This window comes from Enterobacter sp. BWH64, from assembly GCF_001037645.1.
GTDB lineage: Bacteria > Pseudomonadota > Gammaproteobacteria > Enterobacterales > Enterobacteriaceae > Enterobacter > Enterobacter hormaechei_C.
The window spans coordinates 2040746-2056807 of sequence record NZ_KQ089922.1; the positions used below are offsets into that span (position 1 = coordinate 2040746).

A 16062-nucleotide genomic window follows, 5' to 3' on the forward strand; every position below is an offset into this window, starting at 1 on the left:
GCAGTCTTTACTCATCCAGGCAATCTATAGCAATTGAGGCCGCAGATAGTACCGTTGACAGAATAGTTATGCAATATTTCTGCGTTAAAAGTTAAATATAACCCGTATTTACTCTTAAACATAGCACAAAATAGCGACGGGAATGGGGGGCGAGTATAAATGTCGGCATTCCGCAGGAAATGCCGGACATTTTACGGGGTTAACGTTTATTTAACGGAGGCGTTAGCGGTTCTCAATCGACTGGCGAAGGGTGCCCGCCGGGGCATGAACGCTGCCGCCAATGTAGCGCACATCGTCTATTGCCCAGCACTGGCCTTCACGGATCATCAGAACCTCATCCTGCCATGTTTGCGTCCCCTGGGTGAGCTTTACGCGCAGGGGAATATTGCGTGCGTCGGTATTCGGTATGGTGGACGCGCTGGCAACGTCGGCGCTGTCCGGCAGCGTGGCGCGGCTGGAGAACGGATCGGATGACAGCAGGGCGTTGTGCTGCGGATCGCGCGAAGCGTCGGTGAGCAGTTTCGCCAGATTATCGCTCAGGTACGGGCGCAGGGCGGTCAGGTCATTACCGCGATGCTGAATACGGTAATCATAAAATTGTTGCGCCACGGCATCCGGGCCACCCTCAATACAAGGGCCGCTGCGGGTTCCGATATCCTTAAAGGCTGGCGTGACCGGCGTTGTGCAGGCGCTGAGCACCAGCGCGCATGGCACTAAAAGCGTTAAAGCAGAGTAGCGCATGTTGATTTCCTTATTTATTAACTATCCTTTCAATCATAGCGTAACGAACCGATAATGCTGTCGCTAACGCATTGAACGCTAAAGAAGGAGAGAAAGTATGCAATTTTCAACAACGCCAACCCTGGAAGGTCAACCGATTACCGAGTACTGCGGCGTGGTCACCGGTGAGGCGATTCTGGGCGCAAACATTTTCCGCGATTTCTTTGCCGGCATTCGGGATATCGTCGGGGGTCGCTCCGGCGCGTACGAGAAAGAGCTGCGTAAGGCGCGCGAGATTGCTTTTAAGGAGCTGGGCGAGCAGGCCAAAGCGCTGGGCGCGGATGCGGTGGTAGGCATTGATATCGACTACGAAACGGTCGGGAAAGATGCCAGCATGCTAATGGTGAGCGTAAGCGGCACGGCGGTGAAGACCCGTCGATGAAGCGTTCGCTCTCAACCCTCCTGCTGGCGATGTTGCTGGCAGGATGCGCCTCGGAAGAGGGCATTGTTGATAAAGGCGCGTACGAGCTGGATACGCGCCATCAGGCGCAGGCGGCCTACCCGCGTATAAAGGTGCTGGTTATTCACTACACCGCCGATGATTTCGACACCTCGCTTGCGACCCTGACCGATAAAAACGTCAGCTCTCACTATCTCATCCCCGCAAAGCCGCCAGCTCCGCAGGGCAAACCGCGTATCTGGCAGCTGGTCCCGGAGAGCGAACTGGCCTGGCATGCGGGCATCAGCTTCTGGCGTGGCACCAACCGCATAAATGATACCTCCGTCGGCATTGAGCTGGAAAACCGCGGCTGGCGGAAAACCGGTGACGTGAAAACCTTTACCCCCTTCGAACCGGGGCAAATTGCGGCGCTGATCCCGCTTGCCAGAGACATCATCGCCCGCTACGACATTAAACCGCAGAACGTGGTGGCACACTCGGATATCGCCCCGCAGCGTAAAGACGATCCTGGGCCACTGTTTCCGTGGCGCGAACTGGCGCAGCAGGGTATCGGAGCCTGGCCCGATCCGGGGCGCGTGAATTTTTATATCAACGGGCGACCGCATTATCAGCAGGTTGATACCGCAGCACTGCTCGATTTGCTGGCGCGCTACGGTTACGAGGTGCCAGAAAACAGTACGCCCGAACAGCAAAAACGCATCATCATGGTTTTCCAGATGCATTTCCGTCCGCAGTTATGGAATGGCGTAGCGGATGTGGAAACCATGGCGATTGCCGAAGCACTTTTAGAGAAATACGGACAGGGGTAAACCTTCGGATTACCCCCGAATGAGTATATTTTCGTAAGTTCCTATCAGATTAATCCTAAGTACAAACTCATTTCATTTTTAGTTAATTGACTTAAAATTATCCCGATTTAAGATGGACACATAGCGCGCTAAGTAATTTGGCGAATTAATAAAAAGCTTCACTCTTTTTTTGTTTATTCTTGACGTTTTCATCAGGAAAAATATTTATGGCTCGGTAACAACACCGTGGCCATGCTTTTTAAAAATCACATCTTAAATCGGGTATAACAATGTTAAGCATCTATGGAAAAAAATTACGTCCGCAACATGAAATGGAAAAGATCATTTCTGCAACCTCAGGCGTTGAAGAAAGAACGTTAAAAAAATGGCAGAAAATTTCCACCTCTGATTCCGGCTATATTCATATTATCGTCAGCGGTGAAGTCGAATTTCGACGTGAATCTGACGAACTGTGCATGTTCACCGTCACCGGGCAATGCATTTTCGGCCTGTCGTCAATGTATTACAATGCCACCCATATGTACGGCCTTGTTCGGACGAATACGGTTGTTCGCTCGATCAAGAAAGAGGTCTTCGCTCAGCTGATGACCGAAAAAAATCTGTGGCCAGAACTGACCAAAGTCCTTTCCTGGTACATCTGCATGCTGAGCAAACGTGATGATGTTCTGGTTGCCCGCAGTGCGTATTCCGTTGTCCGCGAATTTTTATATGAGATTAACGACCTGATTGTTCAACAACAGCGTGATATTAACGTTTATGATTACATTCAGGAATACACTAACCTGGCACGTAGCACTATTATTAAAATCCTCTCCGATCTGAAAAAGGGTCAATATATTGTGGTGGAAAAAGGTCGACTGCTTAACCTTACCGCACTGCCTGAAAAATATTAATACCTGCTCCCGCCGTCTCCTTTTTCACTGAAAGGAGAACGGCTATTTCCACTGTTTTTTACACTGGCTTGTGAATTATCCTGCGTTTCGTCAACCGGCGGCGCGGGAATTTTTCCTTGAGAATAATCCTGCTCCTGCTCTTTTAGCGCCTGCTTAAATAATTCCGTTAATGATGACTCTTCACTGCCCGTGCTGGCGGGAGCGTTATCGTGCTCATGCGCTTCGGTCCCGGGTAAGGTATCCCGCGAGGCGTCGTGTGGCACCGCTCCGTCGGGCGCCTGCTGCCAGTCGCCATCATCACTGTTGATCGGCAGATCCTGCATCGATGGAACATCAACTGGCACTGGCGCAGCTTTAGGCTGCGGATGCGGGAACGGTTTACTCACGTACACGTAATGCATATCCGAAAGTTGCGTTTCCGGTTTCGCAACGCTGGCGTTGACCGGTTCAGGCGCCGGGTGGCGCAGGTTCCAGTAGACGTGCATATACAGGCCGACAACCAGCATGGCGCAAAGCCCGACCAGCCATAACGCTGTTTTGCCGAATATGTTTTTCAGGCTGGGGAGACGGTACGAAAACCAGACCGCTTCCCCGGTTGTATAGCTGCGCTGGGCCGCAAGACAGATGGTCGACATTAGGCTTTCTTCTCCTGCATTTTCGCGTCCGGGGTGGTGCGGGTGGTCTGAATCAGTACGCCCGGCGTGCTGTTGGTCACGCGCATCAGCTGCATCAGCGTATCTTCACCGGGGATACCATCCACGTGCAGATGCATTTTTTGCTGGAACTCGCGGGTGCGTTTCATCATCTCTGTGGTCCAGATCCGGGCATGCGTTTCGGGCTGGCTCAGCGCCAGGCTTAATTGCTGATCCAGCCAGGCCATATCTTTGCTGTCGCTGGCCGCGCCGATCGCGTCTTTACCTTCCGGTGTCAGGCGGTGCAGCTGGGTAAAGTTGCCGGTCGCGTGCCGGTTAAACCAGCTGCGGCTCACCTGCCAGGTCCGGTTATTCATTAACAGGTCAATGGACGTGTCCCCGACCCTGGCGACCACCGCATAGTTAAGATGGCCGCTGGTTTTCAGTTCACTGACCCATGGATATCCTTGCTGCGCCAGCGCCTCCGGCGACGCGTTCCCCTGTTTACACATCAGGTTCACTTTGGCGGCGTTCTGGCACAGCGCATCGTCGGCCGAGGCGTCATACCCCCACATGAGATAAAGCTGATGCATCGCATCCGGCTGATTAACCATTTCGTTGTCGATAACCGGCACCACGGCTGCCTCAGGTTTTGGCGTCTGCTGTTTCCAGCTGACGGGCACCGGCAGCTGGATCGGCAGGCGCGCGCCGATCGACGAGGTTAAATACCAGCCGCAGGCGGCAAACAGCACGGACGCAAACAGCCCCACGGTCGCCAGGCGCTTACCATGTTTTTGGGCGGGCAGGATCTCTCCCGCCGCCAGACGTAAATGACGTGGGCTGACCTGCGCCGCGCGTTCCGTCCAGGCGGCGAGCATTGACAGGTGCGCCAGCGCGTTCAGTTTGCTGATGTTGCCTTTGGTTAGCGTGTGCATTTTGCGCACGCGGGCAGGCGGCAACGGCGAGTTTTCGCAGCCGTGTTCTTCGCACTGGGCCTGTACATAGCTCAGGTATTCGCGGCAGGTCAGGGGGCGCAGGGCATGATGCGTGTGCGTATATTCGCGCAGTTCAGGTTGCTTTAGCAGGATCTCCTGATCCGCATTGCCCGTCAGTACCACGGCGAGCCGGAAGTTCAGCTCCTGGGCGCGCGTGAGCAGCGTTCCCAGGACTTCACGGCAGCTCTCCTTCATGGCTTCGGCATGGGCGATCGTCACTACTCTGGATTTCGCTTTCCCCTCCTGCCACTGGCGCAGGACGGCATCCACCGCCTGCATGCGATCTTTAATCGCTTTCGTTCCCGGGTTGAGTTTGTACAGCAGGCTACTGGCACTCAGTTTGGGAAACGCGTTGATGGCAAGAACGGTATGGTTGCTGGCTTTCAGCGCGTCGATGAACAGACCCAGAAGCGGAGCGTCGTCGCAAAAAAGCCCGATAATTCCCGCCAGCTGGGTTTTCTCTTTCAGCAGGTTGAACACGTCCTGATGATAAGGCACCAGAAAATCACCGGATAAACGGGTGATTGTCCTGAATGGCGGATTTTTAAAATTAAAGTGGCTCTGATACATAACGACTTACCGTCTCTGATTAGGAATAGCAACAGCAGCAGAAAGTAAGGTAATGCCCCTGAGCGGTCAATTTGCAGACAGAGTAAAAATATCCAGCCGGCTGCGCCTAACATCTGGAATTTATACGGTCAATATTTTTCTTTATGAAAGTTGGTGGCGAAGTCAGTGGTCGTGTTTGCAACAGCTTATTACTATTTTCCTCCATATTGGCGCAGTATGACGCTGCTCATTTTTTGTGGCCAGCAAGGCTATCTCACCTTTAAAGATTATAAAAAAGTTATGAATAAGTTTGCTAATTCTGACCTACAGCCGCTGAAAAAAACGCGCGAAGACAAACCCTTCACGCTTTTTACGGCTGCCGTCCGTCAGGAGAACTTATCGGCTGCGGCAAAACCCCCGCTGGCGGCGGAGATTGAAGGCATTGTGCGCAGTGATGACGCCTGGCTCTCCTTCGCTGTCATCAAAACCCCGGGCGGCCAGCGAAGCTACCGCGAGGGTGAACCGCTCGCCGGGTTTAACGACGCATTTATTCAGGAAATAAACAAAGATAATGTGGTGGTTAATTATGAAGGTGCTACGCAGGTACTGGCGTTAAATAAACCGGACTATTTTAAGGGGGGCGTGGAGAGCGGCCCGGTTACAAAATCGACGAAAGATGCTGGCGCAGAGAGTGTGCATCTTGATGATTATCTGGTGTTAAAACCCATCATTGAAAAAGGCCGACTGGAAGGCTACAGGATAAACCCAAGGAATGCCTCCGCCTTTTACAGTCAGTCAGGTCTGGAAAAAGGCGATGTGGCGATTCAGGTTAACTCTGTCGATATGACCGATGAAGCAAAAGCGAAAAGCATTATTGCCAACTGGTCGAAAATGAAAGAAGCGGAGGTCATCGTACGACGTCACGCTCACCTTGAAAATATTCGGGTTAATGTTCTAAATAATTAATAAGTGTGCAGACATGAAAAAATTTCCCTGGGCGTGCGTGGCGCTGACCGCATTGTCGTTATATTCCAGTTCGCTGCTTGCAGCTAACTTTAGCGCAAGTTTTAAAAATACTGATATTCGCGAGTTTATCGATACGGTAGGTCGCAATCTCAACAAAACTATTCTGGTCGATCCGTCCGTCCAGGGAACCGTCTCGGTCAGAACCTACAACGTGCTGACGGAGGATGAGTATTACCAGTTCTTCCTGAGCGTGCTGGATCTCTACGGCCTGTCGGTGATCCCGATGGACAACGGCATGGTCAAAGTGGTGCGCTCAAGCGTAGCGCGTACCGCCGGTGCGCCGCTGGCAGACAGCAAAAACCCGGGCAAAGGTGACGAGATTATCACCCGCGTGGTGCGTATGGAAAACGTACCCGTTCGCGAGCTGGCCCCGCTGCTGCGTCAGCTCAACGATGCCACCGGCATCGGGAATGTGGTCCACTTTGAGCCGTCCAACGTCCTGCTGTTAACCGGTAAAGCCTCGGTGGTGAACCGCCTGGTGGATCTGGTTCAGCGCGTCGATAAAGACGGTATTCAGCGCCGCGAAATCATCCCGCTGCGCTTTGCCTCTGCCAAAGAGCTTTCGGATATGTTGAATAACCTCAACAACGAAGAGCAGAAGGGGCAGAATGCGCCGCAGCTGGCGACCAAGGTGGTGGCGGATGACGAAACCAATAGCCTGGTGATCAGCGGCTCGGAAGATGCGCGGGCGCGTACCCGTTCCCTTATCCATCAGCTGGATCGCGAGCAGAATAACGAGGGGAACACCCGCGTCTTCTACCTCAAATATGCCAGCGCCACCAAAGTGGTACCGGTGCTGACGGGAATTGGCGAGCAGCTGAAAGACAAGCCGGGCGCGGCCAAAGCGAAAACCGCGAGCGCCTCAACCGACCTGAATATTACCGCCGACGAGTCGACCAACTCCCTGGTGATCACCGCGCAGCCTAACGTGATGAACTCCCTGGAGAAGGTGATCGACAAGCTGGATATTCGCCGTCCGCAGGTGCTGGTGGAAGCGATCATTGCCGAAGTGCAGGACGGCAACGGCCTGGATCTTGGCGTGCAGTGGACGAGCAAGCACGGCGGCGTGCAGTTTGGCGCTACCGGCCTGCCAATCAGCCAGATTAAAAATGGCACCATGAAAGGGGCGAGCTTCACGGGCCTTGCGACCGGCTTCTTTAACGGTGATTTCGGTGCGCTGGTGACCGCGCTCTCCACCGACGGTAAAAACGACATCCTCTCCACGCCAAGCGTGGTCACGCTGGATAATAAAGAAGCGTCGTTCAACGTCGGTCAGGATGTGCCGGTGCTTTCCGGTTCGCAAACCACCAGCGGCGACAACGTCTTTAACTCGGTTGAGCGTAAAACCGTGGGGACCAAGCTGAAGATTGTGCCGCAAATCAACGATGGCGACATGATCCACCTGAAGATTGAGCAGGAAGTATCCAGCGTCGACAACAGCGCAACGGAAGATTCCAGCCTCGGCCCAACCTTCAACACGCGCACGATTAATAACGAAGTGATGGTCCACAGTGGCCAGACGGTGGTGCTCGGCGGCCTGATGGAAAATGTGACCAAACAGTCGGTCTCCAAAGTGCCGCTGCTCGGCGATATCCCGCTGGTCGGGCAGCTGTTCCGCTACACCTCGCAGGATACCTCTAAACGCAACCTGATGGTGTTTATTCATACCACCGTCCTGCGTGACGACGACAACTACAGCGCAGCCTCGAAAGAGAAATACGACCAGATCCGGGTGCGCCAGATGCAGCGCGTGGAAGAGAAAAAGCTCGGTATTGTCGAGCCGAGCGACAACGCCGTACTGCCAGCGTTTCCTGCCGCCAGCACTGCACCCGTGAAAACCCACGCGGCACGCAATCCGTTTAAAGAGTAAGGCGGAGGGGAAACGTGGACGAACTGACTAAAACCCTGTGTAGCAGCAACTACGCAAAAGAAAACGGCGTTCTGCTTTACAACAATGACGTCTATATCCGTGAGGACACCCCGGCGTTAGCGCTGCTGGAGGTGCGTCGGGTGCTGGGACGCGCGTTTGTCCCGGTTACCCTGGCGCCGGAAGCGTTTGACGAGATGCTGGCCAAAATCTGGCAGCAGAGCAGCGGCGTGTCGCAGCAGCTGGTGGACGATATGGACGCGGATATCGATCTGATGGCGTTAACCGAGGAGATCCCGGATAACGAAGATCTGCTCGATAACGATGAAAACTCGCCGGTGATCCGCCTGATCAACGCCATTCTCGGCGAGGCGGTGAAGGACGGCGCGTCGGATATTCATATCGAAACCTTCGAGCGCACCCTGAGCATACGCTTTCGCGTTGACGGCGTGCTGCGCCCGGTGCTGCAACCGGCGCGTAAGCTCGCCCCGCTGCTGGTGTCGCGTATCAAGGTGATGTCGAAACTCGACATCGCCGAGAAACGCCTCCCGCAGGATGGCCGTATCTCCCTGCGCATCGGTCGCAAGGCCATCGACGTGCGCGTCTCGACCATTCCGTCCCAGTACGGCGAGCGCGTGGTGATGCGCCTGCTCGATAAAAGCAATCTCAAGCCCGACATCAACAAGCTGGGGCTGATTGATGAAGAACTGGAGAAGCTGAAAGGGCTGATCGACCGCCCGCACGGGATCATCCTCGTTACCGGCCCGACGGGTTCCGGTAAAAGTACCACGCTGTACGCCATTCTTTCGGCGCTGAACGGCCACGAACGCAACATTCTGACCGTGGAAGATCCGATTGAGTACGAGCTGGAAGGGGTGGGGCAGACGCAGGTTAACCCGCGCGTGGACATGACCTTTGCCCGCGGGCTGCGCGCCATTCTGCGTCAGGACCCGGACGTGGTGATGATCGGGGAAATTCGCGACGGTGAGACCGCCCAGATTGCGGTGCAGGCGTCGCTGACCGGTCACCTGGTGATGTCGACGCTGCACACCAACAGTGCCGCAGGGGCGATAACCCGTCTGCGGGATATGGGGCTGGAGTCCTTCTTAATCGGTTCATCGCTGCTCGGTGTCATTGCCCAGCGTCTGGTGCGTCGGCTGTGTACGCACTGCCGGACCACCAGTCCGCTGGACGCCAATGAAAAAGCGCTGTTCAGCTTTATGGCCGCGCCGCCAGACGCGATTTACCGCGCGGTGGGGTGCGAACACTGCCGTCAGAGCGGCTATCAGGGCCGCGCCGGTATCCATGAATTCCTGGTGGTGGACAGCGCCATGCGCCGCGCCATCCATGAAGATAAGGACGAAATGTCCCTCGAAACGCAGCTTTTTAAGCATGCCTACAGCCTGCGTGAAAACGGGCTGCTGAAGGTGATCGGCGGCGTGACGTCTCTGGAAGAGGTCATGCGCGTCACCGCCGAACGTGGAGGGGATGCGTAATGGCTTTCTACGCCTGGACGGCAACGGATGCCGCGGGGAAAACACAGCGCGGGACGTTACAGGCCGAGGGGCAGAAGCAGGTTCGCCAGTGGCTTCGCGAGCAAAAGCTGATGCCCGTCAGCATCACCGAAACCCGCGAAACGGCGGCTGGCGGGAAAGCGAAAACCGGGGTGAAGCTCTCCACTCCGGTGCTGTCGATGTTTACCCGTCAGCTTTCGACGCTGGTCAACGCCGCGCTGCCGCTGGAGAGCGCGCTGAAAGCGATCTCGAAGCAGACGGAAGACAAAAAGCTGGCGGCGATGGTGGTGGAGATCCGCGAGAAGGTGGTGGAAGGCCACACCCTGTTCGATGCCTTCAGCCAGTTTCCGCGCACCTTCGACAAGCTTTACTGCACGCTGGTGATGGCCGGGGAGAAAACCGGTCACCTGGGCGACGTGCTGGAAAAGCTGGCGGAGTACAACGAGCAGCGCCAGAAGATGAAAAGCAAGCTGACGCAGGCAATGGTCTACCCGATAACCCTCACCGTGGTCGCCATCGCGGTCATCAGCATCCTGCTGGTGGCGGTGGTACCGCAGGTGATCGAGCAGTTTACCCACATGAAGCAGCAGCTGCCGATCACCACCCGGACGCTGATTGCGGTCAGTGATTTCCTGCAAGCCTGGGGCATTTATATTGTGGGCATTCTGGGGGGCGGCTTTATCGGCTTCAAAACCTGGCTGAGGAATGCCAAAAACCGTTTTCGCTGGCACAGCTGGCTGGTGAACGGCTCGCCGATTAAAAAGCTGGTCTGCGCCATCAACAGTGCCCGCTATATCCGTACCCTGAGCATTTTGCAGGCCAGTAGCGTGCCGCTGCTGGAGGGAATGTATATCGCGATGGACGGTATTGAAAACCGCTATGCCCGGCAGGTGCTGGAGCAGGCCGCCGACACCGTGCGCCAGGGGGCGTCGCTGTATGCGGCGCTGGAACAGGCGAAATTATTCCCGCCCACCATGCTGTATATGATTGCCTCCGGTGAAGAGAGCGGGGAATTAGGTAATTTAATGGATCGCGCGGCGGAAAATCAGGAATCGGCCTTACAACATCGAATTACATTAACGCTGTCGGTCTTTGAACCGGCGCTGGTGGTATCCATGGCGACGATTGTTTTATTCATCGTTCTGTCAATATTACAACCGCTTCTGCAACTTAATAATATGGTAGGTTAAATCATGGTTTTAAAACGTAAAAACCTGGCTCGCCAGGCGGGCTTTACATTGCTCGAATTAATGGTGGTCATTGTTATTCTCGGCGTACTGGCGAGTATGGTGGTGCCAAATTTAATGGGCAATAAGGAAAAAGCCGATACGCAAAAAGCAACCAGCGATATTGTCGCGCTCGAAGGCTCGCTGGATATGTACAAGCTGGATAACCACCGCTACCCGACCACAGAGCAGGGTTTGCAGGCGCTGGTGACCAAACCTGAAATCGCGCCAATCCCGAACGGCTACCGCACGGACGGCTATATCCGTCGCCTGCCGCAGGACCCCTGGGGCAATGATTATCTTCTGGTGAGCCCGGGTGAACACGGCGCGGTGGACGTCTTCTCAGCCGGTCCGGACGGCGAAGCCAATACCGCCGATGACATTACAAACTGGTCTCTGGATAAGAAAGAGAAATAATGAAAAATCAACGCGGCTTTACGTTGCTGGAAATTATTCTGGCGCTGGTGATATTTGCCAGCTGCGCCATGATGGTGGTGTCCACCATTCCTTCGCGCAGCGGCGCGGATATATTTGGCCAGCAATTAAAAGCGCTCGTTGATTATGGTTCAGACCGTGCGGTGATGGACGGAAATATTGTCGGGCTGGTGATCGCCACCGATAAATATCAGCTGGTGACGATCGCCGATAAAAATGGCGAGCGGCACTGGATGCCATTATCTGCCGGACGCATTAACACCAAAGGTGATTTTCCGGAAGAGATGCATGTGTCGCTTTCGCCGCAGCGTCTGGCCGCGACGGTGACCTCCGAGCCGCAGGTGATCTTTTTACCGGACGGTGAAATCAGCCGCTTTACGCTGACGCTGCAAAGTTACGACAAACAGCACCATTTCCGCGTGGTGTCGCACGGTGCGGCGCCGGTATCGGTAGAAAACGATGGCTAACGGCAACAAAAAGCAAAAGGGGATGACGCTGCTGGAGGTGATGGTCGCTCTGGTGATTTTCTCCACCGCCGCGCTGGAACTGATGAACTCGGTCTCCCTGAACGTGCGTTTTACCCATGGCCTGGCCGATACCTTGCAGGCCAGTTGGGTGGCGGAAAATCAGCTGGCGGAAGCACAGCTCACCCGAACCGACTTCCCGGATGCTGAACAGCAGGGGACGGAAATCATGGGCGGGCGCAGCTGGAACTGGCGTAAGCAGCGGGTGAAAACCGCCGACAACGTCTGGGCGAATACCCTACGCGTGTATGCGGAAAGCGATGAGAGCCAGCCGGTTATCTCCCTGCGCATCATTCCGCCGGGAGAGAGCAAGTGAAGAAAACGCGACGCCAGCGCGGATTTACCCTGCTGGAGATCATGATTGCGCTGACTATCTTCGCGGTGATCAGCACCCTGGCCTGGCAAATTCTGGACGGCGCGATGCGTACCAGCTCGGCCACCGATGCCAGCGCCGCAAAGCTCAACCAGCTTCAGCGCGCCTGGAGTCTGATGGAGCGTGATTTTTTCCAGCTTCAGGCGCGCGCCCCGCGTAATGAGCCGGAGCTGTTTCGTCAGGAGGGCGATGCTCTTGAACTGACCACCCTGAATGGCGTGAGCGGAACGGTCCAGCTGGAGCGCGTGCGCTGGCGGCTGGAAGAGGGGCGTTTGTATCGCGACGTCTGGCCGGTCATTGACGCTCCGGCGGACGTTAAGCCTGACGAAGTGCCCATTGTCAGCGGCGTAAAATCATTGCAGTGGCGGTTTTATCGTCAGGGCTGGCAGACAGCCTGGCACGACGCTGCCCATCTGCCGGACGGCGTGGAGGTTACGTTGACGATGGAAAGCGGGGATACCTGGCGCTGGGTGTTCACTACACCGGGTGATATGCCGGAGGTGGCCGCTGCCGCAGCGCCAGCGCCTTCGCCGGAGACCAGACCATGAAACGGATCCGTCAACAACAGGGCGTCGCCCTGCTGGTGGTGCTGATTTTGCTGGTGATGATGTCGGCGCTGGCCGCCAAAATCAGCCAGCAGTTCTGCCGTAATTTGCAGAAAACGCATTATCAGGTAAGCCAGCAGCAGCTGCGCTGGGCGATGCAGACCCAGGAAAAAGTGGTGAAGGACCGGTTACAGACCGACGCCAGCGGCGAGAGCAAGCCGCTGGCCCTGGACGGCGACTGGCATCAGCCGCTGGAGACGCAGGGTGAGGACTATACGGTCGTGAGCCAGGTGGAAGATGCGCAGGACTGCTTTAACGTCAATAACCTGTTGACCGCCGACATCGCACCCCAGGGGCAAAGCGCTCCCGCGGTGGCGGAAAAACCGCGTAAAGCGCGGATTGTTGAACAACTTCTGACGGAAAGCGGCCTCAGCCCGGGCACGGCGGAGGCGGTCTATTTCCAGCTGGTGGATTATCTCGATGGTGACAGCACCACGGCGAAGGAGGGGGCCGAAAGCGATGCGTGGGCTGGCGTCGTGCCCGCGCGGCAACCGGCAAATCAGATGATGCGCAGCATCGCGGAAATCAAACTGCTGCCTGCGTTCCCTGTTACGGCGTATCCGAAGGTGAGCAAGCTGTTATGCGCGCTGCCGGACGCTGCCAGCAAGGTTGATGTCAACACCCTGCAACCGGAACAGGCCGCCGTGCTGGCGGCCATGTTCCCCGGAAAACTGACGCGGGATGACGTCGTTCGCCTGTTGGATGCGCGTCCGGAATCGGGCTGGGAAAATATGGAAGCGTTCAGCAAAGCGCTGGAGCAGGCCTTCCCGCAGTTAAAAGACGATCTCCCGCAGGTGGCGGATCAATTTTCTATAAACAGCCGGTACTTCCGCGTGAATTACACCGGCAATACCGATGAATTAACGCTTCGCGTGGTCAGCCAGCTTCAGGTGAATAACGAAGCCGGTGAGATCGTGACGTGGCAGCGTCGTTACCGAATGATTGAATAAGAAAAGTAGAACGTTATGAAACAGGTACTTTTTGTTCGTCCCGACAGCCGCGAGGGCGGGAAAATAATGTGGTGTGAGTCCGGCAGCGAGCGCGTCGAGGTGGTCGACAGCCTGGAGATGCTGGCCGAACACCCCCTGGCTACGCGCGTTTGTCTCCTGTTGCCCGCCAGCGACATGATTTTCCGCCATTTTACGCTGCCGAAAAAGATGGCTTCTCAGGCGATGGCCTTCTCGTGGATGGCGGAAGAGACGCTGATTGGCGACGTGGACAACCTCCACTGGACGGTACTCCACAAAAAAGGCGCCGACGTCGACGCCGTGGCCATTGACGCCGACCGCCTGCGCGCGGCATTAACCCGCTGTCAGGAGGCCGGATTAAACGTGATTCAGGCCCTGCCTGATGCCTGGCTGCTGCCCGTGACGACAGGGGGCAGCACGCTGGTCGCACAGGATGATAGCTACTGGCTGCGTTTATCGCCCCATGTGGCGGGTGAAATGGAGGCAACCCTGCTGTCGCTGTTAATGCAGAAAGCCGGGGTCGGGGAAGTGTGGTGTTACGGCGATGCGCCTGCGAAGGTGCACGTTGACGTGCAGCATGCCTGGCAGCATCCGCTGGCACTGATTCAGCCGCAGTGGCAAACCTGCCGCGTTAACCTGCTTCACGGTGAATTCAGCCTTAAGGCCGGTAATGGGCGGGCGGCGAAAAGTATGAAAGCCGCGATGGTGGCGGCGGGCGTGCTGTCTGTTGCTCTGCTGCTGGGGCCACGCATTGCAATGGCCTGGATGCTTGTGCAGCAGGAAAATCGGGTGCAGGAGGAGATCGTCCAGGTTTATCAGCACCATTTCCCCAGCATGCGCCAGCAGACCAATATCAAATATCACTTTGGTCAAAGCCTGAAAAAACAGAGCAAGGGATTCTTTCTTCAGCTTGATGAGCTGGAGAAAGCCCGGCAGTCAGTCCCTGCGATGGAGATCGAACTGCTGGAGTACGATGCGCAGCAAAACACCCTGACGCTGAGCGTCAGCGCGCAAAACCAGCCCGCGTTGCAGGCGTTTGTTAACCAGACCAGTGAGAATTTTGATTTTACCTTACAGCCTGTTTCAACAACCGAACCGTATACCGCCATGATCGCAGGGAAACATAAATGAAAGAGCGAATCGCGCAGCTGAAGTCACGCTATCAGAATTACAGCACCCGGGAAAAAATTATTTTAAAAATATGTGCCGTTGCTATTGTGGGGGCAGCGGTGTATTACACAGGAGTGATCCCCCTGGATAATATGATTCAAAATAGTAAATCGACGCTTAAAAGACAAAAAGAGACCCTTAACTGGATGCGCAGTGAAATTGATAAAAATCATCTTCAGGTCCAGATAGTCAAAACGAATAATCCGCGTACGGTGGTCGAGAACAGCGCCCATGAAATTAACCTTTCACTGACGGATATGCGCCAGGAGGGACAAACTTTATCGTTCGTGGTGAATCGGGTGAATGTTTATGAATTAAAAAGCTGGCTGCGTGAAATTAATCAGACCTCCGGCGTGAGACTGCAAAAAATAAACCTCACGCCGGTGGACCACCTCAGCGACGTAAAAGCGCAGGTGCAGCTCACCTGGTCAAAAAACGCATGAATACCTTTTCGCTGATGAGGGACGCCTGCCCGGTAGGGTTCCCGATAATGAGTGCGATCCTGGGCGGCATTGTGGGCAGTTTTCTTGGCGTTGTCGCCGAGCGCGTACCGGGGATGGTGATGGATGAGGAGGGGAGTGGCAATCTGCTCTTTCCGGCCTCGCACTGTCCGGTGTGCCAGCACGCGCTTGCCGCGTGGGAAAACATCCCGCTGCTCAGCTGGCTGTTATTACGGGGGCGCTGCCACCAGTGCGGCAGCGCGATCCCGCTGCGACTCTTTCTGGTCGAACTGATCTCCGCCTTGTTTTTTGGCATTACGGCCTGGTGCATGCCGGACGTTCAGGCGCTGTTCTCTTTGTGGTTACTGGCGGCTTTTTTACTGCCGCTGGCCATGATCGACTGGCAGCATCAGCTGCTTCCGGACTGCCTGACCCAGCCGCTGCTGTGGGCGGGGTTAGTGCTCCATGCGTTTGACCACACGTTGCCGCTACGCGATGCGCTGTTCGGCGCGGTGGCGGGCTATCTGTCGCTCTGGCTGCTCTACTGGGCTTTTCGTCTGATCACGGGACGAGAAGGTCTGGGTTACGGGGATTTTAAGCTACTGGCGGCGCTGGGCGCCTGGTGCGGCTGGCAGGCGTTGCCCTCCATTGAACTGGCGGCAGCGTTAAGCGGTATTGTCGGTTATTTCGCCGTAAATAATTTAAATAAAAATAACCTCACTATTTCTTTTGGTCCTTATCTCGCCTTTGCTGGAATAGGGGTGTTTATGAGTCAGCAATTTGCTTTCACATTTTAAATATACAGGTCAAGATTTTTTATGAGTTTTTTCGATGGTAGAAGAGAAGGACGTCTCTT

The 16062-nt window shown here is 55.4% G+C and carries 18 protein-coding genes; 15 read left to right on the forward strand and 3 right to left on the reverse strand.

Annotated elements, in window-relative coordinates; translation table 11 throughout:
• Positions 1 to 222: 222 nt before the first annotated feature.
• Entirely contained in the window at positions 223 to 741 is a 519-nt protein-coding gene (locus SK50_RS09665) for a lipoprotein (protein ID WP_015571007.1), read from the reverse strand.
• A 97-nt stretch (positions 742 to 838) separates the two neighbouring features.
• Between SK50_RS09665 and SK50_RS09670 the strand changes: the two genes are divergently transcribed.
• The 3 genes from SK50_RS09670 to SK50_RS09680 all read left to right on the forward strand — a co-directional run bounded on the left by SK50_RS09670 (position 839) and on the right by SK50_RS09680 (position 2882).
• A complete protein-coding gene (locus SK50_RS09670; protein WP_006174327.1) occupies positions 839 to 1162 on the forward strand; it encodes a heavy metal-binding domain-containing protein in 324 nt (107 codons plus the stop codon).
• Positions 1159 to 1989, forward strand: a complete 831-nt coding sequence (locus SK50_RS09675) for an N-acetylmuramoyl-L-alanine amidase (protein ID WP_023296195.1) — start codon at positions 1159 to 1161, stop codon at positions 1987 to 1989. Before SK50_RS09670 ends, SK50_RS09675 begins: the two co-directional genes overlap by 4 nt.
• Before the next feature lie 269 nt (positions 1990 to 2258).
• Positions 2259 to 2882, forward strand: coding sequence for a helix-turn-helix domain-containing protein (locus tag SK50_RS09680; protein ID WP_017693726.1), 624 nt, complete (start codon positions 2259 to 2261; stop codon positions 2880 to 2882).
• Here SK50_RS09680 and SK50_RS09685 read toward each other — a convergent pair.
• Together SK50_RS09685 and SK50_RS09690 are read right to left on the reverse strand one after the other, a co-directional pair.
• Positions 2879 to 3517, reverse strand: coding sequence for a hypothetical protein (locus SK50_RS09685; RefSeq protein WP_017693725.1), 639 nt, complete (start codon positions 3515 to 3517; stop codon positions 2879 to 2881). The two genes, SK50_RS09680 and SK50_RS09685, sit on opposite strands and share 4 nt — an antisense overlap.
• Positions 3517 to 5079, reverse strand: a complete 1563-nt coding sequence (locus tag SK50_RS09690) for an ExeA family protein (protein WP_017693724.1) — start codon at positions 5077 to 5079, stop codon at positions 3517 to 3519. Before SK50_RS09690 ends, SK50_RS09685 begins: the two co-directional genes overlap by 1 nt.
• A gap of 216 nt (positions 5080 to 5295) precedes the next feature.
• On the opposite strand from SK50_RS09690, the gene gspC reads away from it, so the two are divergent.
• The 12 genes from gspC to SK50_RS09750 are packed head-to-tail and all read left to right on the forward strand — an operon-like array spanning position 5296 to position 16003.
• Positions 5296 to 6024, forward strand: coding sequence for a type II secretion system protein GspC (gspC, locus tag SK50_RS09695; protein WP_048229340.1), 729 nt, complete (start codon positions 5296 to 5298; stop codon positions 6022 to 6024).
• A 13-nt stretch (positions 6025 to 6037) separates the two neighbouring features.
• A complete protein-coding gene (gene gspD, locus SK50_RS09700; protein WP_015571003.1) occupies positions 6038 to 7954 on the forward strand; it encodes a type II secretion system secretin GspD in 1917 nt (638 codons plus the stop codon).
• A gap of 14 nt (positions 7955 to 7968) precedes the next feature.
• Positions 7969 to 9447, forward strand: coding sequence for a type II secretion system ATPase GspE (gene gspE / locus SK50_RS09705; RefSeq protein ID WP_023296198.1), 1479 nt, complete (start codon positions 7969 to 7971; stop codon positions 9445 to 9447).
• Positions 9447 to 10655, forward strand: a complete 1209-nt coding sequence (gene gspF, locus SK50_RS09710) for a type II secretion system inner membrane protein GspF (RefSeq protein ID WP_017384864.1) — start codon at positions 9447 to 9449, stop codon at positions 10653 to 10655. The genes gspE and gspF overlap by 1 nt, the downstream gene beginning before the upstream one ends.
• Positions 10656 to 10658: 3 nt before the next feature.
• Positions 10659 to 11108, forward strand: coding sequence for a type II secretion system major pseudopilin GspG (gspG, locus tag SK50_RS09715; RefSeq protein WP_045343702.1), 450 nt, complete (start codon positions 10659 to 10661; stop codon positions 11106 to 11108).
• Complete coding sequence (gene gspH / locus SK50_RS09720) at positions 11108 to 11593, forward strand: type II secretion system minor pseudopilin GspH (RefSeq protein WP_023296201.1); 486 nt, start codon at positions 11108 to 11110, stop codon at positions 11591 to 11593. Before gspG ends, gspH begins: the two co-directional genes overlap by 1 nt.
• On the forward strand, positions 11586 to 11966 hold the full coding sequence (gspI, locus tag SK50_RS09725; RefSeq protein WP_048229342.1) for a type II secretion system minor pseudopilin GspI: 381 nt from the start codon (positions 11586 to 11588) through the stop codon (positions 11964 to 11966). The genes gspH and gspI overlap by 8 nt, the downstream gene beginning before the upstream one ends.
• Complete coding sequence (gspJ, locus tag SK50_RS09730; protein WP_023296202.1) at positions 11963 to 12571, forward strand: type II secretion system minor pseudopilin GspJ; 609 nt, start codon at positions 11963 to 11965, stop codon at positions 12569 to 12571. The genes gspI and gspJ overlap by 4 nt, the downstream gene beginning before the upstream one ends.
• Positions 12568 to 13578 (forward strand): type II secretion system minor pseudopilin GspK, encoded by a 1011-nt coding sequence (gene gspK, locus SK50_RS09735; protein ID WP_023296203.1) that lies wholly within the window; start codon positions 12568 to 12570, stop codon positions 13576 to 13578. The genes gspJ and gspK overlap by 4 nt, the downstream gene beginning before the upstream one ends.
• A 15-nt stretch (positions 13579 to 13593) precedes the next feature.
• On the forward strand, positions 13594 to 14727 hold the full coding sequence (gene gspL / locus SK50_RS09740; protein ID WP_045343700.1) for a type II secretion system protein GspL: 1134 nt from the start codon (positions 13594 to 13596) through the stop codon (positions 14725 to 14727).
• Positions 14724 to 15209 carry a type II secretion system protein GspM gene (gspM, locus tag SK50_RS09745; protein WP_015570998.1) on the forward strand — a complete coding sequence of 162 codons (486 nt, stop codon included), beginning with the start codon at positions 14724 to 14726 and terminating at the stop codon, positions 15207 to 15209. Before gspL ends, gspM begins: the two co-directional genes overlap by 4 nt.
• Complete coding sequence (locus tag SK50_RS09750) at positions 15206 to 16003, forward strand: prepilin peptidase (protein ID WP_015570997.1); 798 nt, start codon at positions 15206 to 15208, stop codon at positions 16001 to 16003. Before gspM ends, SK50_RS09750 begins: the two co-directional genes overlap by 4 nt.
• Positions 16004 to 16062: the final 59 nt, after the last annotated feature.